This window comes from Streptomyces sp. NPDC002133, from assembly GCF_040296405.1.
Lineage (GTDB): Bacteria > Actinomycetota > Actinomycetes > Streptomycetales > Streptomycetaceae > Streptomyces.
The window spans coordinates 64,322-86,689 of record NZ_JBEOXF010000032.1; the positions used below are offsets into that span (position 1 = coordinate 64,322).

The window sequence follows — 22,368 nt, forward strand, 5'->3', positions numbered from 1 at the left end:
CGAACAGGCAGGCCCGTGATGATGATCGACGGATTCGGACGTCATCGGCGGCGGGTGGGGAGGGAGTTGTACCCGATCTCTCGTACAGTTCGGTACGTGGGATCTCTGCGCAATCCGGTCGGGCCGCTTCCCTCCTCCATCTACTGGCGACGGAGGGCGGTTTCGCTGTCCCTGCTGGCGCTGCTCGCGCTGCTGGTCGTGTGGGCGGTCAACTACGGTGACAGCGGTACGAGGAGCACCGGCGACGACGGCAAGCCGGGCGGCTCCGGGCCCGCGCCCTCGATCACCCCCGGGACGGACCCGTCGGGCACGGCGATAAGTGAACAGCCGGGCGGACGGGACGAGTCGGGAGCATCCGGCGAGAGCGACGGCACCGGCGACCCCGGCAGCACCGAGGGCGGCGACGACACCGGCAAGAACGGCGATCCGGGGGCGAGTGGCGCGGCGAACGGCGGCGCCGCGAGCGCCGGTCACCAGGTCCCTGCCGGGTCACCGCTGCCGAACTGCGCCCCGGGTTCACTGGAGTTGGCCCTGCGTAGCGTCAAGGTCTCCTACGAACCCGGTGAGAAGCCCCGCTTCCAGCTGATCGCGAAGAACACATCGGCCGTCGCCTGCAAGGCCGACTTCGGGCCCGAGTCCGCGGTCCTGACCGTCAGTGACAGCGCCGACGACGAGGTCTGGTCCTCCAGCGACTGCCCGCGCGGCGGCGGTAGCCTCCTGCTGCGCGTCCCGCCGAACTCGACGATCACGCACACCGTCGACTGGGACCGCCACCACAGCGCCCCCGAGTGCGCCACCCCGCCCGCGGGCCAGGCAGCAGCCGGCACGTACCTGGTGGAGGCGCGCTTCCCGGGTGCGACCGTGGCCCCGGCGTCGTTCCGCCTGGAGAAGGACTAGTCGACCCCGCGGCTCGCGGCTTCCCGCGGGCCGGACGACGGGTTCCGGTGTGTCGGACGACAGGTTCCGGGGGGCCGGCGGTCGGTCCCGACCGCGGAAGGCAGGCGCCTCAGACGTAGCGCTCCAGGATGGACGATTCCGCAAGCCGCGACAGCCCCTCGCGCACGCTGCGCGCCCGCGCCTCGCCGACACCGTCGACCGCCTGGAGGTCGTCGACGCTCGCGGCGAGGAGCTTCTGCAGACCGCCGAAGTGCTCCACGAGCCGCTCGATGATCGCGCCCGGCAGCCGCGGCACCTTCGCCAGCAGCCGGTAACCGCGGGGCGAGACCGCGGAGTCGAGGGTCTCCGGCGAGCCGCTGTAACCCAAGGCCCGGGCCACGATGGGCAGTTCCAGCAGCTCGGCGTGCGTGAGGTCGTTCAGCTCGACCAGCGCCTCGTCGACCGTACGGGACCGCTTCGCCGTCGGCTCGGGGACGTAGTCGCGGACGACCAGCTCCCGCTCGGGCTCCACGCCCGCGATCAACTCGTCGAGCTGGAGCGAGAGCAGCCGCCCGTCGGTGCCCAGCTCCACCACGTACTCCGCGATCTCCGTCGCGATCCGGCGCACCATCTCCAGCCGCTGCGCGACCGCCGTGACGTCGCGGACCGTCACCAGGTCCTCGATCTCCAGCGCGGAGAGGGTGCCGGCGACCTCGTCCAGCCGCAGCTTGTACCGCTCCAGCGTCGCCAGCGCCTGGTTCGCCCGGGACAGGATCGCCGCGGACTCCTCCAGGACGCGCCGCTCCCCGTCCACGTACAGCGCGATCAGCCGCATCGACTGCGAGACCGACACGACAGGGAAGCCGCACTGCTTGGAGACCCGGTCCGCGGTCCGGTGCCGCGTGCCGGTCTCCTCCGTCGGGATGGAGGCGTCGGGGACCAGTTGCACCCCGGCGCGGTAGATCTTGGTGATGTCCTTGTCGAGGATGAGCGCCCCGTCGAGCTTGCACAGCTCACGCAGCCGCGTCGCCGTGAACTCCACGTCCAGCACAAAGCCGCCCGTGCACATCGACTCGACCGTTTTGTCCATTCCGAGAACGATCAGACCGCCGGTGCTGCCCCGGAGAATGCGCTCAAGGCCGTCCCGCAGGGCGGTGCCCGGGGCGACCGCACTCAGAGAGGCGCGCATCAGCCACTCCTTGCCGGATCCCCCGGAGCCTCCGCCGGACTTTCCGGGTGCTGCGCCCCGGTCGTTGGCTGCCACTGCACTCCTCCGGCTCGTACGGACTGGCGAGACCAGGGCAAAGTCTAGCGACCCCGGTCAGGCCCGGGCGGCGTCACGGGCCGATGGCTGCTGCCCGGCTGCGTCGTCGTCGGCCGCCAAGGCTCGGCCATTGTCTCTCTCCTCCGCCTTGCCGGACTCCGCCCTCGGCCCTTGCCCGAGGCTCTTCGGGGTGCGGGAGGTGCCCGCCTTCTCCCGCCCGGGCCGGACCGGGGCCGCTACCGGCGCACCTCGTCCGCCGGCGGGGCTTCCGCCCGACGCCCGCGCGGGAGCACCCTCAGCGCGTCCCCCATGTCGGCGACTTCCGTGACCTTCATCCCGGGCGGGACCTTGCCCGGGTCGGTCGGGACGAGGGCGTGGGTGAAGCCCAGGCGGTGGGCCTCCGCGAGCCGGCGCTGGACGCCCGTGACCCTTCTGACCTCGCCCGCGAGGCCGACCTCGCCGATCGCCACCAGGTTCTTCGGCAGCGGGGTGTCACTCGCGGCGGAGGCCAGCGCCAGCGCGATCGCGAGGTCCGCGGCCGGCTCGGAGAGCTTCACGCCGCCGACCGTCGCGCTGTAGATGTCCCGCTTGCCCAGCGCGCTGATGCGGCCCCGCTGCTCCAGGACCGCGAGCATCATCGACACCCGGGACGTCTCCAGGCCGGAGGTCGTGCGCCGGGGCGAGGGGATCTGCGAGTCGACGGTCAGCGCCTGCACCTCGGCGACGAGTGGGCGGCGGCCCTCCAACGTCACCGTGAGGCACGTGCCCGGCACGGGCTCGTCGCGCCGGGTCAGGAACAGGCCGCTCGGGTCGGCGAGTCCGGTGATCCCCTCGTCGTGCAGCTCGAAGCAGCCGACCTCGTCCGTCGTCCCGTAGCGGTTCTTGACGCCGCGCACGAGCCGCAGTCGCGCATGCCGGTCGCCCTCGAAGTGCAGCACGACATCGACGAGGTGCTCCAGCAGCCGCGGGCCCGCGATCGCGCCGTCCTTGGTGACGTGGCCCACCAGCAGCGTCGACATGGCCCGCTCCTTGGAGGCGCGGATCAGCGCACCCGCGACCTCGCGCACCTGGGCCATCCCGCCCGGCGCCCCGTCGATCTCGGGGGAGGCCACGGTCTGCACGGAGTCGAGGACGAGCAGTGAGGGCTTGACGGCGTCGAGATGGCCGAGTACGGCGGAGAGATCGGTCTCGGCGGCGAGGTACAGATGGTCGTTCAGCGCGTTGATCCGGTCGGCCCGCAGGCGCACCTGGCTCGCGGACTCCTCGCCCGTCACGTACAGCGTGCGGTGTTCGTCGTTCGCCGCCTTCGCCGCGACGTCCAGCAGCAGCGTGGACTTGCCGACTCCCGGCTCGCCCGCGAGCAGCACGACGGCCCCCGGCACCAGGCCCCCGCCGAGGACCCGGTCCAGCTCGTCGACCCCGGTCTTACGGGCCGTGGCCTGCCGGCCGTCGACCTGGCCGATCGGCAGCGCGGCGTTCGTGACCCGCCCTGCGGCGGTCGTACGGACCGCGGGCGCGCCGTACTCCTCGACCGAGCCCCAGGCTTGGCACTCGGGGCAGCGGCCGAGCCATTTGACGGTCGTCCAACCGCATTCGGTGCAGCGGTAGGACGGCTTGTCCTTGGCGGTTTTCGTACGGGCAGCCATGGGGCAAACCGTAGCGGTAGCCACTGACAGCCGTGCGGCCCCGGACGGCTCACCCGTACGGACGACGAAATTCCCACCGCACGCCCACCGCGCGCCCGCCCGCGCGATCGCGTGATCCCCGCCGCATCCACGGCGGAAGAGCACAGTGACTCGCGTCGAGGCAAATGCTCCTGTCCCCCATCGAGGGACACCTTCACCCGTAAGAATTAAATGTGCCCAACGGGCGCGAAGCGTGTGCCTTCCGCTGCTTACGGTCACCGGGTGACGAGCAGCAGGCCCGAAACCCCCACGCACACCACCGGCGCACACCGGGCGCACCACCGTGCGTCCGGTCAGCGGCCGACTCTCGCGCAGACCCCGCCCGCGCGGTACGAGGCCCATCTGGACGGGCTGTTCACCTACTGCCTGTCCGCGCTCTGCGACCACGAGGCGGCGACGGCGGTGCTCGGCGACGTCCTGGCCATCTCCGAGCGGCAGTACGCGCGTTGCCCCACCGGGGAGGCCGAGCAGAAGGCCTGGCTGTACGCGCTGGCCCGGTGGGCCTGTCTGCGTGCGCTCGCCGAGCAGAAGCGCCGCAGGCGGCAGGGGACGGGAGGCGCGCACAGCGGTCGCACCGTCCCCGTCTCCGAGGAGGCCGCACCCAAGGTGTCGCCCGAGGCCGCCGAGCGGCGCCGTGCCGAGCTGGCGCAGCTGGCCTGGCCCGAAGCCGCCGGCACCAGCCCCGATCAGCGCGAGGCCCTGGAGCTCGCGGTGCGGCACCGGCTCGGCCCGCGCGAGGTCGCCGCCGTGCTCGGCCTGGACCCCGCCCGCGCCCGCGAGCTGCTCGCCTCGGCCGCCTGCGAGGTGGAGCGCACCCGCGCGGCGCTCGCCGTCGTCGAGACGGGAAACTGCCCCTCCGTCGCCCGGCTCACCGGCGACCACCAGGTGCTGCTCTCCTCGACGCTGCGGCGCGAGCTCGTGAGGCACGTCGACGACTGTCCGCGCTGCCGCCGCGCCGCCGAGCGCGCCGGGGCCACGGGCCCCTGGCCCGGCTCGTCCGCCACCCCCGATCGCCTGCCCCTCGTACCGGCGCCGCGGGCGGCGGCGTACGTGGCGATGCTGCACGTCCCCCGGGCACGCGCCGCGGCGCCGCGCTTCGGGCGAGACGGATTCCCCGTGGACCCCAAGGACCACACGGCCCGGCGCGACCGGCTGCGGGCCCGCGCCGTCACCACGACCGTCGTCGCGACGGTCGTCGCCGCGCCCGTGCTCGCGCTCTGGGCGGCGTACCGCGGCGCCCCGCTCACCGGCGAGGCCAACGGCTCCCCGTTCTCCGCGAGCGAGGTGGACGCGCCCGGAGGCATGGACGGGTCCCCGTACGACCGCTACGAGAACGCAGGGAACGCGCGCAAGGAACCGACCTCCCGCTTCACCGTCGGCAGCCGTACGCCCGATGTGTCCGTTGAGGTCATCAGCCCGGGCCTGCCTCCGGACGGAACCTCTGCCCCTGGCCATGGGCCCGGCAGGCTCACCGTCGAGGCACAGCCCTCCGGCGGCACCACGATGATCACGCTCAAGGCGTCGGGCGGCACCCCGGTCTCGTGGTCGCTGTGGACCGAGGCACCCTGGCTGTACGCGAGCCTCACCTCCGGCACGCTGCACCCCGGCGAGTCCGTGACCGTCTACGTGTCCGTGGACCACGACGCAGAACCGGCCGGGCCCTGGACCGCGCGCGTAGGGGTCAACCCGTCCGGCGCGGTCATCGAGATCGACGGCCATGGCTCGCGGCCGCCGTCGTCCGGGCCGCCGTCGTCTTCGGAGCCCCCGCCGTCGTCCGAGCCGCCGTCGTCTTCGGAACCTCCGCCGTCGTCCGAGCCGCCGTCGTCTTCGGAACCTCCGCCGTCGTCCGGGCCGCCGACCTCGTCCGAGCCGCCCTCCTCGGAGCCGCCGGCGACCGAGGATCCCGCACCATCCGGCTGACGAAGCGTTTCTCCGGGGCAGCGGTCACCTCGGGGCCGCCCCGGCCCCGGCCTCTTGCGCGCTCCTACGCCCGCTCAGGGTCCGCCGGATGCGGAGCCACCAGCGGCAGCGAGCTCGCCAGCCGTGCCTCGCACAGCTCCACGAGGATGTCGTACGCCTCCTTGCCCATCAGCTCCGTGAGCTCCGGGCGGTACGTCACGTACACCGGCTCACCCGCGCCGTGTGCCGACGTGGCGGATGTGCACCACCAGTGGAGGTCGTGGCCGCCCGGCCCCCAGCCCCGCCTGTCGTATTCGCCGATCGAGATCTGGAGGACCCGCGTGTCGTCGGGACGGTCGATCCACTCGTACGTACGGCGGACCGGCAGCTGCCAGCACACGTCGGGCTTCGTCTCGAGCGGTTCGCGGCCCTCCCTCAGGGCCAGGATGTGCAGCGAGCAGCCCGCGCCGCCCGCGAATCCCGGTCGGTTCTGGAAGATGCAGGAGCCCTCCCAGCGGCGCGTCTGGCGGTCGCCGTCATCGTCGACCTCGACCCAGCCGGACTCGGTGCCTACGTCGTGGAACTGCCAGAGCTCGGGCGTGAGCCGCGCCACATGCCCGGCGACCCGTTTCTCGTCGTCCTCGTCCGAGAAGTGCGCCCCCAGCGTGCAGCAGCCGTCGTCCGCACGGCCCGCCTGGATGCCCTGGCAGCCGCTGCCGAAGATGCAGTTCCAGCGTGACGTCAGCCACGTCAGATCACAGCGGAAGACCTGTTCGTCGTCCGCGGGGTCGGGGAATTCCACCCAGGCCCGGGGGAAGTCCAGCCCTTTCTCGTCCGGCTCGTCGCCCCGGGAGCTGTCCTTGGCGGGCTTCACTTCCTTCGCCGTCCTCGCGGATTTCTCCTGGACGGCTTTGCCCGGCTTCGTCTTTTTCGTCTTTGGCACGAGTCAAGCGTATGCGCGTGGCCGCAGTAGCGTTCCGTACATGAGACTCGGAGTCCTCGACGTCGGTTCGAACACGGTGCATCTGCTGGTGGTGGACGCTCACCCCGGTGCGCGCCCCATTCCCGCCCACTCCCACAAGGCGGAGCTGCGCCTCGCGGAACTTCTCGACGGCGACGGAGCCATCGGCCCCGACGGCGTGGACCGTCTCATCGCCACCATCGAGTTCGCGCTGCAGGCCGCAGAGGACAAGGGCTGCGAGGACGTCCTCCCGTTCGCCACGTCCGCCGTCCGCGAGGCCGCCAACGCCGACGCCGTGCTGGACCGCGTCAAGGCCGTGACCGGCGTCGATCTCCAAGTGCTCAGCGGTGAGGACGAGGCCCGGCTCACCTTCCTCGCCGCCCGCCGCTGGTTCGGCTGGTCCGCGGGGCGGCTCCTCGTGCTCGACATCGGCGGCGGCTCGCTGGAGATCGCGTACGGCATCGACGAGGACCCCGACGCCGCTGTGAGCCTGGCGCTCGGCGCCGGCCGGCTGACGGCGGCGATGCTGCCCGAGGACCCACCCCGGCCGGAGGACGTACGCGCGCTGCGCCGCCATGTTCGGACGAGCATCGCCCGTACGGTCGGCGAGTTCAGCCGTTTCGGACGCCCCGACCATGTCGTGGCGACATCCAAGACCTTCAAGCAGCTCGCCCGCATCGCGGGCGCCGCACGCTCCGCCGAGGGCGTCTACGTGCAGCGTGAACTGAGCCGGGTGTCGCTGGAGGAGTGGGTCCCCAAGCTCGCCGCCATGACCGCGGGGCAGCGCGCGACACTCCCCGGGGTCTCCGAGGGCCGCTCCGGGCAGCTGCTGGCGGGAGCCCTGGTCGCGGAGGGCGCGATGGATCTCTTCGGGGTGGATGAGCTGGAAATCTGTCCGTGGGCGCTGCGCGAGGGCGTGATCCTGCGCCGCCTGGACCACCTCCCCACCGTCTGATGCCGTCGCCCCGCCCCCGGATGCCGTCCCGCAAGGCCCGTACGCTGTCCTTCGTGGCAGAACCAGCGGTGCGCATCCCGGATGCGAAGGTCGCCCTGTCGACGGCCTCCGTCTATCCGGAGTCGACGGCGACGGCCTTCGAGATCGCCGCGCGCCTCGGCTACGACGGTGTCGAGATCATGGTCTGGACCGACCCCGTCAGCCAGGACATCGAGGCGCTGCGCCGGCTCTCCGACTATCACGAGGTGCCGATCCTGGCCGTCCACGCGCCCTGTCTGCTGATCACACAGCGGGTCTGGTCCACCGACCCGTGGGTGAAACTGCAGCGCGCGCAGTCGGCTGCCGAGAAGCTCGGCGCGTCCACCGTCGTCGTCCATCCGCCGTTCCGCTGGCAGCGGCAGTACGCGCGCGATTTCGTCTCCGGCATCTGGCGGATGGCGAACGAGACGGACGTGCGCTTCGCCGTCGAGAACATGTACCCGTGGCGCTATCGCGACCGCGAGATGCTCGCGTACGCCCCGGACTGGGACGTCACCACGGAGGACTACCGACACTTCACCATCGACCTCTCGCACACGTCCACCTCCCGCACGGACACCCTGGCCATGCTCGACCGCATGGGCGACCGGCTCGGGCACGTCCACCTCGCGGACGGCAAGGGGTCGGCGAAGGACGAGCACCTGGTGCCGGGGCGCGGCGACCAGCCGTGCGCCGAGCTGCTGGAGCGGCTCGCCCGCACCGGTTTCGACGGCCACGTCGTCATCGAGGTCAACACGCGGCGGGCGATGTCGGCTGCCGAGCGTGAGGCCGACCTCGCCGAGGCGCTGGCGTTCACCCGGCTCCACCTGGCGTCGGCGGCCCGGGTAGCGGGCTCATGACCTCCGGCGCGGCGCCCCGCAGGCGCGGCCGGCCAGCCCGCAGGGAGGCGGCCAGCGGCCCCGGCGCCCGTGAGCGGATCCTCCAGGCGGCCCGTACGGAGTTCGCCGAGCGTGGCTACGACAAGACGTCCGTCCGGGGCATCGCCAAGGCCGCGGGTGTCGACCCGGCCCTCGTGCACCACTACTTCGGGACGAAGGACGAGGTCTTCGCGGCCGCCGTCGAGGTCTCCTTCGAGCCCGCATTCGTCATTCCGGCGGTCCTGGAGGAGGGGGTGGAAGGCATCGGCGAGCGGCTCGCGCGGTTCTTCATCGGCGTCTGGGAGAACCCGGCGACCCGCGCCCCGCTGCTGGCGATCATCCGTTCCGCGATGACGCACGAGGCGGCGGCGAAGGTGCTGCGCGGTTTCGTGCTGCGGCGGCTGCTGGAGCGGGTCGCGGGCGAGCTCGACGTGCCGGACCCGAAGTTCCGTGCGGAGATGGCTGCCTCGCACATGATCGGCATCGTGGTCATGCGGTACGTGATCCAGGTGGAGCCACTCGCCTCGGCGGACCCGGAGGACATCATCGCGCTGGTGGCTCCGACGCTGCAGCGCTACCTCGCGGAGAAGGACGGCGGCGGAACCGGGCAGGACGGGTGACGACGGCGCGTATGCCGGTGACCGCGGCGGTCGCGCCGACTGCCCGATGGACGGAACTCCGTCCCGCATTCCGGACAACACGTCCAGATCTTGGAGCGGCGGCGTAGGCTCGACCAGAGCCAGAACTGTCTGAAGGAGCGAGCGACGATGCCCGAGCTGAGGTCCCGCACAGTCACCCACGGCCGCAACATGGCAGGTGCTCGCGCCCTTATGCGAGCGTCGGGCGTAGCGAGCGAGGACATCGGCAAGCCGATCATCGCCGTCGCCAACTCCTTCACCGAGTTCGTGCCGGGCCACACCCACCTCGCCCCGGTCGGCCGGATCGTCTCCGACGCGATCCGCGCCGCGGGCGCCGTACCGCGCGAGTTCAACACCATCGCGGTCGACGACGGCATCGCGATGGGCCACGCAGGCATGCTCTACTCCCTGCCGTCCCGCGACCTGATCGCGGACAGCGTCGAATACATGGTCGAGGCGCACTGTGCGGACGCCCTGATCTGCATCTCCAACTGCGACAAGATCACCCCCGGCATGCTGATGGCGGCGCTGCGCCTCAACATCCCGGTCATCTTCGTCTCCGGTGGCCCGATGGAGGCCGGCCAGGCGACCCTCGTGGACGGCACGGTCCGGAAGCTGGACCTGATCAACGCGATCGTCGACGCGGTCAACGAGAACGTGTCGGACGAGGACGTCCTCCGCATCGAGGAGAACGCCTGTCCGACCTGCGGTTCCTGTTCCGGCATGTTCACCGCCAACTCGATGAACTGCCTCGCCGAGGCCATCGGCCTGGCCCTCCCCGGCAACGGCTCGGTCCTGGCCACCCACACCGCGCGCAAGGCCCTGTACGAGAACGCGGGCCGTACGATCGTCGAGATCACCAAGCGCTACTACGAGGAGGGCGACGAGTCCGTCCTGCCCCGCAACATCGCCACCCGCGAGGCCTTCGAGAACGCGATGGCCCTCGACATCGCCATGGGCGGCTCGACGAACACGATCCTCCACCTGCTCGCCGCCGCCCAGGAGGCCGAGCTCGACTACGACCTCACCGACATCGACGCCGTCTCGCGCCGCGTCCCCTGCCTGGCCAAGGTCGCGCCGAACGTCGCCCCCGGCGGCACGTACTACATGGAGGACGTCCACCGCGCAGGTGGAATCCCCGCCATCCTCGGCGAGCTGTACCGCGGCGGACTGCTGAACGAGGACGTCCACACCGTGCACTCGGCGTCGCTGGCCGAATGGCTCAAGACCTGGGACGTCCGCGGCGGCTCCCCCTCCGCCGAGTCCGTCGAACTGTGGCACGCGGCCCCCGGCTGCGTTCGCTCCGCCACCGCCTTCTCGCAGTCCGAGCGCTGGGAGTCCCTCGACGTCGACGCCGAGAACGGCTGCATCCGCTCGGTCGAGCACTCCTACTCCAAGGACGGCGGCCTCGCCGTCCTCAAGGGCAATCTGGCGGTCGACGGCTGCGTGGTGAAGACCGCCGGCGTCGACGAGTCGATCTGGACCTTCGAGGGCCCGGCCGTCGTCTGCGAATCACAGGACGAGGCCGTCGAGAAGATCCTCTCCAAGGTCGTGAAGGAGGGCGACGTCGTCGTCATCCGCTACGAGGGCCCACGCGGCGGCCCCGGCATGCAGGAGATGCTCTACCCGACCTCCTTCCTCAAGGGCCGCGGCCTCGGCAAGGCCTGCGCCCTGGTGACGGACGGCCGCTTCTCCGGCGGCACCTCGGGTCTGTCGATCGGCCACGCCTCCCCGGAGGCCGCCTCGGGCGGCACGATCGCCCTGGTCGAGGACGGCGACCTCATCCGTATCGACATCCCGAACCGCTCGATCGAACTCGTCGTCGACGACGCCACGCTGGCCGCCCGCCGCGAGGCCCTCGGCGGCGTCTACGCCCCGAAGGACCGCGAGCGCAAGATCTCGGCGGCCCTGCGCGCGTACGCGGCGATGGCGACGAGCGCGGACAAGGGCGCGGTGCGGGACGTGTCGAAGCTGGGCTGAGCCCGGCTGCCGGTTCGTCCGAAGCCCCCGGCGGGATACCCCGCCGGGGGCTCCGTCGTGTGCCGCCGTCCGCGCCCGGCTCACCAGCGCGCGGGGTCCCCGACGTCCACGGCGAACACGGATCCGTCCGGGGCGGTGGCGAACACCTTGCCGGCGGCGGTGACGGGGGCGGGCAGGAGGGACGTGTAGGTCGAACCGCCCTCGCTCATCCGGGGCTTCGTCTGCCCCAGCTGCACACCACGCTCGGCGTCGATGGCCAGCAGACGCCCGTCCGCTCCGCTCAGATAGACCCGGCCGCTGTCGACGACGGGCCGCGAGGACTGCGTCACGTACGTCTCCAGCCGCCACCGCTGCGCGCTGCTGCCTGTCGTGTCCAAGGCGAGCAATGATCCACCCGTGCCCACCACATAGACGGTGTTCCCGGCCGCTGCCGCCTGAGCCTGGTCGACGCCGAACGGCAGTGGTACGCGCCGGACCGCGCGGGTCGCGGTGTCGAGACGTACGACAGCGTTCGTGAAGCCGTCGGAATCGGAGGCCAGGAAGAACAGCGAGCCGTCCGAGGCGGGCCCCAGGGGCGAAAGTGAACCGGTCAGGCGCTTCTCCCAGCGCACATCGCCGCTGCCCACGGAGACCGCCCTGATCAGGCTGCTCGCGCCCGTGGCTCCCGGCGTGACGGAGAAGACGGTTCCGGAACCGTCCGGTCCTGCCGCCCACTGTGCACCCGGCGTGCTGCGCCGCTTCCGCCAGCGTTCCTCGCCCGTCGCGCCGTCCAGCGCGCGTACGGTTCCGTCCGCGCGCACGAGCAGCACGGAGCCATCGGCATGGGCCACCGTCTGGTACGAGCCGATGTCCACACCCCAGCGCGTGGCGCCCGACTCCGGATCGAGGGCTTCGAGCCGTCCGCCGTCCGACGTGGTGACGTGCAGCAGCCCCCCGGACAGCACGGGGGCAGTGCCGTCGTACGCCGAACCGGCGGCGCTGACATCAGATGTCCGTGACCAGAGCGGTCTGCCATCGGCCGACGCGAGCCGGGTGGCCATGACGCCGGGTGCGGAGCAGTACAGCGCCTCACCATGGGAGGCGCAGGCGGGCGTCCTGTACGTGCTCGCGTCCTCTGCGAGAGCAGCCTGCCAGGCTCTGAAGACCTGCTCTGCGCCTGCTCCGGCGTCGGGGGTGGCCGAGGCCCGGTCCGGTCGCCCGTCGTCCGTCGTGGCCATGTGCACGCCCGCGTACACGCTGGCGAACAGACCGACGACAGCGGCGGAGACGACCGCGTACCGCACACGGCGTGCCCTGAGCGGCCGTCGCGGCCTCTGCGACGGCTCAGCGACTGCGCTCGCCGACGGCGCCTCGGCGTCCGAGTCCGGGCCCGGACCCCGCGTGCCCCCCGGCGCACGCTGCAGGGGAATGAACGCCGTCGCCACATCCCCCGCAGGCGCGCGCAGCCCCGCCATCACCTCGCCCGGTGTCGGCCGGTCATCGGGATCCTTGGCCAGACAGCGGGTCAGCAGCGACCGTATCTCGGCAGGGACCCCCGCCAGGTCCGGGTCGTTGTGCACGACCTGATACGCCACGATGTACGGGCTGTCGGAGTCGAACGGGCCACGCCCGGTCGCCGCGTGTACGAGGACCGCGCCCATCGCGAACACATCCGCGGCCGGGCCGACATCGCGAGGCCGTTGGAACTGCTCCGGCGCCATGAACGGCGGGGTGCCGATCAACTTCCCTGTCTCGGTACGCAGATCGGTGTCCGTCGGACGGGAGATCCCGAAGTCGATGACTTTCGGCCCATCGACCGCGAGCAGCACATTGCTCGGCTTGAGGTCGCGGTGGACCAAGCCTGCGCGATGGATGTCGCGCAGCGCCTCGGCAAGCCCCGCGCCGACCCTGCGTAGCTCGTCGATGCCCAACGGGCCGTTCCGCTTGACGCGTTCCGCGAGGGTCGGCCCGTCGATGAACAGCGTCGCCATCCACGGTCGGGCGGCGTCCGGGTCGGCGTCCACGACCGGCGCGGTGAACGCGCCGCTCACCCTGCGGGCGGCGGCCACTTCCTGCCGGAAACGGGCCCTGAACTCGGGGTCCGTGGCATGCTCCGCATGCACCACCTTGATCGCGAGGCGCAGCCCCGACGCGGACGTGGCCAGGTGTACGACGCCCATGCCGCCGGTGCCCAGGCACTCCTCGAGACGGTAAGGACCTGCGCGTTCCGGATGTTCCGCTTCTGGGACCGGCCCGGCGCTGCGCAGCGGTGACATCGCCCACCCCCGAGTTCTCTGTCCGCAAGCGCGACTCACGGAGCCTAGTCGATGGTTCGTACGACACCCACGCGGCTTGCTAGCCTGCGCGGCGCACTGCTTTTCGGACAAACGGGGGAGGCCGGCTGTGGCCGTCGAAGAAACCGAACAGACTGAATCAAACGAGCAGTTGGAACCCGCAGCGGCGTCAGCCGAGGCATTCGCGGTGAGACGCTACCCGGTGGCCCCGGGATGCCGCCTGAACGTCAGGAGCGGCCCGGGCACGAACTACCGGCTCGTGAAGGTGCTGCCGTACGACGCGCGGGTGCCGATCAACTGCCAGAAGCCGGGGGAGACGGTGACCGGCACGTACGGGACCTCGAACCTCTGGGACAACATCGCAAACGGCCAGTACGTCTCCGACGCATACGTGAACACGGGCAGCGACGGGTACATCGCACCGCGCTGCTCCTGACCATGCATCGGGCAAAAGGGAATGAAGGGCATTGACTCGCAGGTATGTGGCCAGGTCGGCAGGAGTACTGCTGGCGCTCGGGCTGGTGACGGGCGCGGCGGGTGGTACTTCCGCGGCGATCCCCGCGCAGGCACCCGCGGCTGTCGTGGCGGCACCTTCGGCTCCGGAGTCGACTGCGGTGCCGCAGGCCGCGGCGGAAGATGTTGTCAGGTACCCCGTGGCGCCGGGGGTCCGGCTGAACGTACGCACCGGTCCGGGATCGCAGTACCGGCTGATCCGCACCCTGCCGTACAACGTCAAGGTCCCGGTCTACTGCCAGAAGCCGGGGGAGACGGTGACCGGCACGTACGGGACCACGAACCTCTGGGACAACATCGCCGACGGAGAGTTCGTCTCGGACGCCTACGTGAACACGGGCAGCGACGGCTACGTCGCACCGCGCTGCTCCTGACCCGTCCCGTCCCACCCCGGGGATAATCGACCCTGTGAACGAGAACGACGACGACACCCCGGGCACCTCCGGCAAGGCCGGCGGCAACGGTGCGGGCGCGGCCGGCGAGGCCCCCCGCACCGGTCCGCAGCCCGAGCCGATCCGCTTCTTCGGCACCACCTGGGTGGACCACGACGGCGGTTACGCCCTGCGTCGCGCGGGCATAGCCGTCGGCTCGCTCGCCGCGGCCGTCGCCGGATGCCTCGTGCTCCGGTTCGGCTACCAGGGCCTGGAGGTCGCCAAGGTCGGCGGCTTCGTCAACACCCTCGTGATCGTCATGTTCGCGATCTGCAGCGCGATCGCCTTCCGCAAGACCTGGGAGGGCTTCACCCGCCGCCATGCCGACCCGGCCCGCGAGGAATCCCTCCGCAGCCTGAAGGCGATCGGCTTCATCGGCACCCTCCTCGCGTACTTCTTCCGCTCCCTCACCGAGGCTCCGGGCGAGAAACTGCTCCGCACCGAGTACGAGACGGCCGTCGCCCAGTACGAGAAGCGCCGCAGCACCCGCGCGGGCAACCCGACGGCCCGGAAGAAGCCGAAGCCCCGCCGCCGCTAGCGTCATCGGCGCCAGGATGGGGCGCATGACGCGGAGGAACGCGGATCAGGGCAACGGCGTGACCGGCAGCCATGCGCGCACGAACGACCCGCCCGCGAGCCGCGCGCACGGCTACCGGCACGGCCATGACGCGCAGGGTCATGACCTGCACGACCATGCGCGGCACGGGACCACTTCCCGCGCCTCTCACGCCCTCGCGTTCGACTCCGTCGCCTCTCAGTACGCCGCCGCCCGCCCCGGCTACCCCGCCGCGCTCTACGACGCGGTCCAGGAGCTGACCGGCCGCCCCCTGAAGGGCTCCCGCGTCGTCGACGTCGGCGCCGGAACCGGCATCGCCACCCGAGGACTCCGCGACCGCGGTGCGCGCACCCTCGCCGTCGAGCCCGGCCACGCCATGGCCGCCGAGCTGCTCCGCGCGCTCCCCGGCGCACCGCTCGTGCGCGCCCTCGGCGACGCGCTGCCGCTCGCGGACAGCACCGCCGACCTCGTCACGTACGCCCAGGCCTGGCACTGGACCGACCCCGCCCGCTCCGTCCCCGAGGCCTTCCGGGTCCTCGCTCGCCCGCACGGCGCCCTCGCTCTCTGGTGGAACGTCCCGGACCCGGACGTCCCCTGGACACGCGACCAGGAGGCTCGCCTCGCCGACCGCCTCCCCGGCTACCACGCCCACAGCGTCACGACCGAGGCCGCCCGCATCATCCGCCGCCTCGACGCGGGGCTCGCGCCCGTTCACCGACGTCTCCACTGGAGCAGGCGCGTGACTCTCGACACCCACCTCACCCACCTCGGCAGTCGGTCCTTCTTCGCCGCGATGGGCCCGGAGGCCGCCGCGCCCGTCCTCGCCGACGAACGCGCCCGCCTCCTCGAGCTGTTCCCCGACGGAGTCGTCGATGAGGCGTACGCGCTGGATCTGACTGTCACACTCCGCGCCTGCTGAGCGTCTCTTCCCGCAGAGCCGTACGCCAAGAGACACGTACGCCAAAGGGAGGAGCACAGGACCATGGCAGAGCTCACGCTCTTCGACCAACAGCGCGACCGCCTGTGGGGCATCGCCTACCGGATCACCGGTTCCGTCGCGGACGCCGACGACGCCGTGCAGGAGGCCTGGCTGCGCTGGCAGGGCCTGCCCGACGGGGAGGCCGAGGACCCGCGCGCGTATCTGACGACCGTCATCAGCAGGATCTGCTACGACCAGCTGGGCTCCGCCCGCTCCCGCCGCGAGGCGTATGTCGGGCCCTGGCTGCCGGAGCCGGTGATCAGTGCGGACGACCCCGAGGACCGGGTGACCCTCGACGAGTCGGTCGGGATGGCGATGCTGACGGTCCTGGAACGGCTCACGCCCGCCGAGCGCACCGCCTTCATCCTCCACGACCTCTTCGCCGTGCCGTTCCCGGAGATCGCCGAGGTCGTCGGCCGCACCCCCGATTCCGTACGGCAACTCGCCTCCCGCGCCCGCCGGCGTGTCCGCGCAGAGGCGCCCCGCCGAACCGTCGACCGCGGCGAGCACCGGCGTGCCGTCGACGCGTTCCTCAGGGCGATCACGGACGGCGACTTCGACGGGCTGCTGGAGATCCTGGACCCCGATGTGGTCTGGCGCTCCGACGGCGGTGGCAAGGTCGCCGCGGCCCGGCTTCCGGTGCTCGGCAACGAGAAGGTCGCCCGCTTCGCCCAGCGCCTCGTGCGCGGCTTCGACCCGGCGACGATGCAGGCGCTCGTACGGGAGGTGAACGGTGCCCCGGGCGTCGTCTTCGCCGACCCCGTGGGCGCACAGGGCGCGGTGTTCGCGTTCACCGTGCACGGCGGACGGATCACCGAGATCGACGCGGTCATCAACCCCGACAAGCTCCGGCACCTGGATCTCGGCCGCGCGGGGGCGTGACCGGCGGCACGGGCACGTGACCGTCGGCACTGTCACACTCCGCGCCGCTGTGTCGTCCCCCTTGCATGACCACAACGCACTCGACGCACTCGGCCGAACCGTGGCACGTCCTGGTCCTCGGCGCGGGCTACGCGGGGCTGATGGCCGTGCTCCGCCTGGCCCCGCACGCCCGCGTCACCCTCATCGACCCCAGCGACCGCTTCACCGAACGCGTCCGACTCCACGAACTCGCCGCCGGCCGCCCCGATGTGACCCACCCCCTCACCGGACTGCTCGGCTCCACCGGAGTCGCGCACATCGCGTCCCGCGCCACCGCCATCGACCCCATAGCCCGCCAGGTGACCACGGACGACGGCCGCCGCCTCCCGTACGACCGGCTCGTCTACGCGCTCGGCAGCCGCACCGCACCCGCCGGCGAGCGCGCCCACACACCCGAGTCCGCCGCCGCCCTGCACAGGCGGCTCCGGCGCCGGCCCGGCTCCCTCGCTGTCGTCGGCGGGGGGCTGACGGGCATCGAACTCGCCGCCGAACTCGCCGAGTCCCACCCCGACTGGAGCGTCCGTCTCCTCTCGGGCGGCGGCATCGGCGCCGGCCTCTCGGCGCGCGGCCGCGACCATGTCCGCGGGGTCCTGACGGCTCGGGGCGTCCGCATCGAGGAGGGCCACCGCGTCGGCCACGCCGACGACCTCGACGCGGACGCGGTCGTCTGGGCGGCCTCGATGATGCCCAACGCCGAACTCGCCGAGGCCGCAGGCCTCGTCCTCGACGTGTCCGGCCGTATCGCGGTCGACGGCGCTCTGCGCTCCGTGTCGCACCCCGAGGTGTACGTCGCGGGTGACGCGGCCGCCGCCCGCTCACCCAGGGCGGGCGCCCTGCGCATGGCCTGCGCGACCGCACTCCCCACGGGAGCCCACGCGGCCTCCTCGATCATCTCGGAGTCCCGCGGCCGCGAACCGCGCCCACTGAACTTCCGCTATGCCATCCAGTGCGTGAGCCTCGGCCGCCACGACGGCCTGATCCAGTTCGCCGGTCCGGACGACAGCCCCCACAACCGCCTCCTCACAGGCCGCCAGGCCGCCCTGACGAAGGAACAGGTGGTCCGCTCCACGGTCCGCTACCTGAGGCTGGTGCGCGGGCAGTCGTCCCGCAGGGCTGGACGGGTCGCGGCCCGCACCCTGACAACGGCTTGACGGCCACCTCGCCCGGGAGCATTATTCATCGCATGATGAATAATGCTCCCGGGGGCGCTGGGGGCGCCGGAGACCCCGCCATCCACGCCCGCGCCCTCACCGTCGTACGAGGCACCCGCACCGTCCTCCGCGCCCTGGAGTTCGACGTCCCGCCCGGCCAGATCACCGGCCTTCTCGGCCCCTCCGGATGCGGCAAGTCGACCCTCATGCGGGCCGTCGTCGGCACCCAGGCCAAGGTCACCGGCACCCTCGACGTCCTCGGCCGTCCCGCGGGCGACGCATCCCTCCGCTCCCGCATCGGCTACGTCACCCAAGCCCCCTCCGTCTACGACGATCTGACCGTCCGCCAGAACCTGGACTACTTCGCGTCGATCCTCGACCCCGGCCGCGCCGCCGCCGACCGCCGCCGGCAGCACGTCACCCAGGCCATCGCCGACGTCGACCTCGCAGACCACGCCGACGCCCTCGCAGGCAACCTCTCCGGCGGACAGCGCAGCCGCGTCTCGCTCGCCGTCGCCCTCCTCGGCACCCCCGAACTGCTCGTACTCGACGAGCCCACCGTCGGCCTGGACCCGGTCCTCCGCCGCGACCTGTGGGACCTCTTCCACCGCATCGCCGCCGAACGCGGCACCACGATCCTGGTCTCCTCGCACGTCATGGACGAGGCGGAGCGCTGCCACCGCCTCCTGCTCCTGCGCGAGGGCGAACTCCTCGCCGACGACACCCCCGAGGCCCTCCGGCACCGCAACGACACCGCGACCGTCGAGGACGCCTTCCTCCACCTCGTCGACACGGCCAACGCCCTCCAGGAGACCGCCCGATGAACTCGGCCCGCACCCGCGCCACCGCCGCCCGCGTCCTCCGCCAGCTGCGCCACGACCCGCGCTCGATCGGCCTGATGCTCCTGGTGCCCTGCGTGATGCTCTTCCTGCTGCGCTACGTCTTCGACGGCAGCCCGCAGGTCTTCGACTCCATCGGGGCCTCGCTCCTCGGCATCTTCCCTCTCATCACGATGTTCCTGGTGACCTCCATCGCCACGCTGCGCGAGCGCACCTCCGGCACCCTGGAGCGCCTGCTCGCCATGCCCCTGGGCAAGGGCGACCTGATCGCGGGCTACGCCCTGGCGTTCGGGCTGCTTGCCATCGTCCAGTCCGCCCTCGCCACCGGACTCGCGGTCTGGTTCCTCGGCCTCGACGTCGTCGGCTCGCCCTGGCTGCTGCTCCTCGTCGCACTTCTGGACGCCCTGCTCGGCACGGCACTCGGCCTGTTCGTCTCCGCCTTCGCCGCCTCCGAGTACCAGGCGGTCCAGTTCATGCCGGCCGTGATCTTCCCCCAGCTGCTGCTCTGCGGACTGTTCATCGCCCGCGACAGGATGCAGCCCGTCCTCGAAGGCATCTCCGACGTCCTGCCCATGTCGTACGCCGTCGACGGCATGAACGAAGTGCTCCACCACACCGACGTCACCGCCGACTTCATCCGCGACGTCCTCATCGTCGCCGTCTGCGCCGTCCTCGTCCTCGCCCTGGGCGCGGCCACCCTGCGCCGCCGCACGGCGTGACCGCCCCTCGGACACCAAGGGCGCCACGCCGGGGCCGGTGAAAGGATGTCCATGTCCGTGGACGAGCCGTCCACGGACCTGGACGACCCTGTACGTGCACACGCACCACCCCCGGCGAGGTGACCCGCATGACCCAGACAGTCGCAGTCCTCGGTACCGGCAAGATCGGCGAGGCCCTGCTCAGCGGCATGATCCGGGCCGGCTGGCCCGCCGCCGCCCTCCTGGCCACCACCCGCCGCGCCGAACGGGCCGAGGAGCTCCGCAGCCGCTACGGCGTCGAGGCGGTCACCAATGCCGAGGCCGCCAAGCGCGCCGACACCCTCATCCTCACCGTCAAGCCCCAGGACATGGGCAAGCTCCTGGACGAACTCGCCCCCCACGTTTCCGCGGACCGCCTCGTCATCAGCGCGGCGGCCGGAATCACCACCTCCACCATCGAGGGCCGCCTCGCCCCCAACACTCCTGTCGTCCGCGTCATGCCGAACACGCCCGTCCTCGTCGACGAGGGCATGTCCGTCATCTCCGCCGGCAGCCATGCCACCGCCGAGCACCTCGCCCATACCGAGGAGATCTTCGGCGGCGTCGGCAAGACCCTCCGCGTCCCCGAGTCCCAGCAGGACGCGGCCACCGCACTCTCCGGCTCCGGCCCGGCCTACTTCTACTTCCTCGTCGAGGCCATGACCGACGCCGGCATCCTCCTCGGTCTGCCCCGCGCCCAGGCCCACGACCTGATCGTCCAGGCCGCGATCGGCGCCGCCGTGATGCTCCGAGACTCCGGCGAGCACCCGGTCAAGCTCCGCGAGGCCGTCACCTCCCCGGCCGGCACCACCATCAGCGCGATCCGCGAGCTCGAGAACCACGGGGTGCGCGCCGCGCTCATCGCCGCCCTGGAGGCCGCCCGCGACCGCAGCCGCGAACTCGCCTCCGGCAACGGCTGAGGCTCACCGCGCAGCAGCGGCGACCACGCTCTCCGTCTTCGCCACCGTCGCGAACCCACCGCTGTGCACCGACACAGCGGTGGACCGGGCCAGCTCGTCCGCGCCGAGCGCCCAGCCGAACGGCCCCACCTGGTCGAAGGTGTACGAGGTGACCATGCGCCAGCACTTCGCCGCTCACCTCGCCACCAGCCCTCCCGACTACCGGGCCGCCTTCCGTCAGCCGACCGGAAGCAGCCCGATCGCCTCATAGGCGCGATCCACCAGAGGACGGGCCATCGCCCGGGCCCGCTCGGCCCCCGCCCTCAACACCTCGTCGACATAACTCGGATCGGCCGCCAGCTCCGCGTGCCGCTCCCGCAAGGGCCTCAGCAACTCCACCACCGCCTCCGCCGTGTCCTTCTTCAACGCGCCGTACGACTCGTATACACCGGCCAAGGCCTCCGGGTTCCCGCGTTCACAGGCGGAGAGAATCTCCAGCAGATTCGCCGGCCCCGGGCGCCCCTCCCGGTCGTACTCGACGTCCTGCCCGCTGTCCGTCACAGCCCGCATGACCTTGCGCCGGATCACGTCCGCGTCATCGAGCAGATAGACGATCCCGGCACCGGTCTCGTGCGACTTCCCCATCTTCGACGTCGGGTCCTGCAGATCCATCACCCGCGCCGCGACCTCCGGGTGCGTCGCCCTCGGCACCGTGAACACATGCCCGTACCGCTGGTTGAACCGCGCCGCCAGATCCCGGGTCAGTTCGACATGCTGCGCCTGGTCGTCCCCGACCGGTACCTCGTCCGAGCGGTACGCCAGGATGTCCGCCGCCATCAGCACGGGGTACGTCAGCAGTGACAGCCGCACACTCTCCCCGGCGGCACGCGCCCGTGCGGCCTTCTCCTTGTACTGGATCATGCGCCGCATCTCGCCGTCCGAGGCCGTGCACTCCAGCAGATACGAGAGCCGGGCGTGCTCATCCACATGGCTCTGCACGAACACGGTGCACCGCTCCGGATCCAGCCCCGCCGCCAGCAGCAGCGTCGCCGCCTGCCGACTGAGCCTCCGCACCCGCGCAGGATCGTGCTCGACCGTCAGCGCATGCAGATCCACGATGCTGAACAGCGCATCCGCCCGATCCTGATCCACTTCGACCCACCGTCGTACGGCCCCGAGGTAGTTGCCCAACGTCAGGTGCCCCGTCGGCTTGACCCCGCTGAAGATCCGCGTCATCCCTGTCTCCCTCTCCTGTCCCTGTCGGAGCCGTCGCCGTCAGCGACCGAGGCTCCCGGAAGAGGGGAGAAACGCGAACGGCCGCCGAAGCGGCGGCCGTGAGCGCATGCGTGCCGGCCGCCGTCAGGCGGCCCACCACTGCTGGGTGTGCGCATGCGTAGTCATGCGTCGAGGGTACGCCCCGAGGGCCGGGGTTGACATGAGAAACCCCGATCCGTAGTGTTCTCCGGGTTGTCCGACGTGAGCACCGACTCCGGTCGGCCCCGGGCAGCCATTCCGCAAGAACCACTCCAAGCGAGCGACGCTCCGTCGCCTCGTTTTTCGTGCGCTTTTGCGAAATGAGGAATCCGCGTTCGATCGAGCGCGACCCGATTAGCGTCGGGAGACTGGATTCCGCTAAAGTCTCACTCGTCGGAACGGCCGAGAGGCCGGAAAGACAGCCCCCTCTGACTGGGAGTCAGGCCCGAAAGAGTCTGATAGAGTCGGAACCGCCGGAAAGGGAAACGCGAAAGCGAAGAACAACCCGGCAGCCCGCTCCAGCGGGTGGCGGAAACGGAAATCGGATCTGCTAAGCTGGAAACACCGAAGGGAAGCGCCCGGAGGAAAGCCCCAGAGAATGTTCTGCGGGTGAGTACGAAGGAAGCGTCCGTTCCTTGAGAACTCAACAGCGTGCCAAAAA

General features: G+C 71.5%; 21 protein-coding genes. 15 read left to right on the forward strand and 6 right to left on the reverse strand.

Annotated elements, in window-relative coordinates; translation table 11 throughout:
• Positions 1–96: 96 nt before the first annotated feature.
• Positions 97–897 carry a hypothetical protein gene (locus ABT078_RS26300; protein ID WP_351231797.1) on the forward strand — a complete coding sequence of 267 codons (801 nt, stop codon included), beginning with the start codon at positions 97–99 and terminating at the stop codon, positions 895–897.
• Positions 898–1,006: 109 nt separating this feature from the next.
• On the opposite strand, the gene disA is transcribed toward ABT078_RS26300, so the two are convergent.
• Together disA and radA are read right to left on the reverse strand one after the other, a co-directional pair.
• A complete protein-coding gene (gene disA / locus ABT078_RS26305) occupies positions 1,007–2,140 on the reverse strand; it encodes a DNA integrity scanning diadenylate cyclase DisA (RefSeq protein ID WP_351231799.1) in 1,134 nt (377 codons plus the stop codon).
• Between the two features lie 236 nt (positions 2,141–2,376).
• The gene (radA, locus tag ABT078_RS26310) at positions 2,377–3,786 is read right to left on the reverse strand and encodes a DNA repair protein RadA (RefSeq protein WP_351231801.1); all 1,410 of its coding nucleotides are present in this window, start codon (positions 3,784–3,786) and stop codon (positions 2,377–2,379) included.
• Positions 3,787–4,047: 261 nt separating this feature from the next.
• Here radA and ABT078_RS26315 point away from each other — a divergent pair, with 261 nt between their 5' ends.
• On the forward strand, positions 4,048–5,745 hold the full coding sequence (locus ABT078_RS26315) for a BACON domain-containing protein (protein WP_502981323.1): 1,698 nt from the start codon (positions 4,048–4,050) through the stop codon (positions 5,743–5,745).
• A 64-nt stretch (positions 5,746–5,809) separates the two neighbouring features.
• Here the strand turns inward: ABT078_RS26315 and ABT078_RS26320 are convergent, their stop codons facing one another.
• Positions 5,810–6,598 carry a DUF3109 family protein gene (locus tag ABT078_RS26320; protein WP_502981330.1) on the reverse strand — a complete coding sequence of 263 codons (789 nt, stop codon included), beginning with the start codon at positions 6,596–6,598 and terminating at the stop codon, positions 5,810–5,812.
• Between the two features lie 109 nt (positions 6,599–6,707).
• Between ABT078_RS26320 and ABT078_RS26325 the strand changes: the two genes are divergently transcribed.
• From ABT078_RS26325 to ilvD, 4 genes are all read left to right on the forward strand, one after another.
• Positions 6,708–7,640, forward strand: coding sequence for a Ppx/GppA family phosphatase (locus ABT078_RS26325; RefSeq protein ID WP_351231807.1), 933 nt, complete (start codon positions 6,708–6,710; stop codon positions 7,638–7,640).
• A 53-nt stretch (positions 7,641–7,693) separates the two neighbouring features.
• Positions 7,694–8,518, forward strand: coding sequence for a sugar phosphate isomerase/epimerase family protein (locus ABT078_RS26330; RefSeq protein ID WP_351231809.1), 825 nt, complete (start codon positions 7,694–7,696; stop codon positions 8,516–8,518).
• Complete coding sequence (locus ABT078_RS26335) at positions 8,515–9,156, forward strand: TetR/AcrR family transcriptional regulator (RefSeq protein ID WP_351231811.1); 642 nt, start codon at positions 8,515–8,517, stop codon at positions 9,154–9,156. The genes ABT078_RS26330 and ABT078_RS26335 overlap by 4 nt, the downstream gene beginning before the upstream one ends.
• A 147-nt stretch (positions 9,157–9,303) precedes the next feature.
• Positions 9,304–11,154 carry a dihydroxy-acid dehydratase gene (ilvD, locus tag ABT078_RS26340; protein ID WP_351231813.1) on the forward strand — a complete coding sequence of 617 codons (1,851 nt, stop codon included), beginning with the start codon at positions 9,304–9,306 and terminating at the stop codon, positions 11,152–11,154.
• An 80-nt stretch (positions 11,155–11,234) separates the two neighbouring features.
• On the opposite strand, the gene ABT078_RS26345 is transcribed toward ilvD, so the two are convergent.
• Entirely contained in the window at positions 11,235–13,409 is a 2,175-nt protein-coding gene (locus ABT078_RS26345) for a protein kinase domain-containing protein (RefSeq protein WP_351231815.1), read from the reverse strand.
• A 127-nt stretch (positions 13,410–13,536) separates the two neighbouring features.
• On the opposite strand from ABT078_RS26345, the gene ABT078_RS26350 reads away from it, so the two are divergent.
• From ABT078_RS26350 to proC, 9 genes are all read left to right on the forward strand, one after another.
• A complete protein-coding gene (locus ABT078_RS26350; protein WP_502981325.1) occupies positions 13,537–13,863 on the forward strand; it encodes a peptidase in 327 nt (108 codons plus the stop codon).
• 145 nt (positions 13,864–14,008) lie between these two features.
• Positions 14,009–14,314, forward strand: a complete 306-nt coding sequence (locus ABT078_RS26355) for an SH3 domain-containing protein (RefSeq protein ID WP_351231836.1) — start codon at positions 14,009–14,011, stop codon at positions 14,312–14,314.
• Positions 14,315–14,348: 34 nt separating this feature from the next.
• Positions 14,349–14,909, forward strand: coding sequence for a hypothetical protein (locus ABT078_RS26360; RefSeq protein WP_502981326.1), 561 nt, complete (start codon positions 14,349–14,351; stop codon positions 14,907–14,909).
• A gap of 25 nt (positions 14,910–14,934) precedes the next feature.
• Entirely contained in the window at positions 14,935–15,846 is a 912-nt protein-coding gene (locus tag ABT078_RS26365; RefSeq protein WP_351231817.1) for a class I SAM-dependent methyltransferase, read from the forward strand.
• 63 nt (positions 15,847–15,909) lie between these two features.
• Positions 15,910–16,788 carry an RNA polymerase sigma factor SigJ gene (gene sigJ, locus ABT078_RS26370; protein ID WP_351231819.1) on the forward strand — a complete coding sequence of 293 codons (879 nt, stop codon included), beginning with the start codon at positions 15,910–15,912 and terminating at the stop codon, positions 16,786–16,788.
• Positions 16,789–16,853: 65 nt separating this feature from the next.
• A complete protein-coding gene (locus ABT078_RS26375; RefSeq protein ID WP_351231821.1) occupies positions 16,854–17,978 on the forward strand; it encodes an NAD(P)/FAD-dependent oxidoreductase in 1,125 nt (374 codons plus the stop codon).
• A 35-nt stretch (positions 17,979–18,013) separates the two neighbouring features.
• Positions 18,014–18,802, forward strand: a complete 789-nt coding sequence (locus ABT078_RS26380) for an ABC transporter ATP-binding protein (protein ID WP_502981331.1) — start codon at positions 18,014–18,016, stop codon at positions 18,800–18,802.
• The gene (locus tag ABT078_RS26385) at positions 18,799–19,536 is read left to right on the forward strand and encodes an ABC transporter permease (protein ID WP_351231825.1); all 738 of its coding nucleotides are present in this window, start codon (positions 18,799–18,801) and stop codon (positions 19,534–19,536) included. Before ABT078_RS26380 ends, ABT078_RS26385 begins: the two co-directional genes overlap by 4 nt.
• Positions 19,537–19,664: 128 nt before the next feature.
• Complete coding sequence (proC, locus tag ABT078_RS26390) at positions 19,665–20,474, forward strand: pyrroline-5-carboxylate reductase (RefSeq protein WP_351231827.1); 810 nt, start codon at positions 19,665–19,667, stop codon at positions 20,472–20,474.
• Between the two features lie 3 nt (positions 20,475–20,477).
• On the opposite strand, the gene ABT078_RS26395 is transcribed toward proC, so the two are convergent.
• Positions 20,478–20,630: a hypothetical protein gene (locus ABT078_RS26395; RefSeq protein ID WP_502981328.1), complete on the reverse strand. Its 153-nt coding sequence runs from the start codon at positions 20,628–20,630 to the stop codon at positions 20,478–20,480.
• A 60-nt stretch (positions 20,631–20,690) separates the two neighbouring features.
• Positions 20,691–21,689, reverse strand: a complete 999-nt coding sequence (trpS, locus tag ABT078_RS26405; protein ID WP_351231829.1) for a tryptophan--tRNA ligase — start codon at positions 21,687–21,689, stop codon at positions 20,691–20,693.
• Positions 21,690–22,368: the final 679 nt, after the last annotated feature.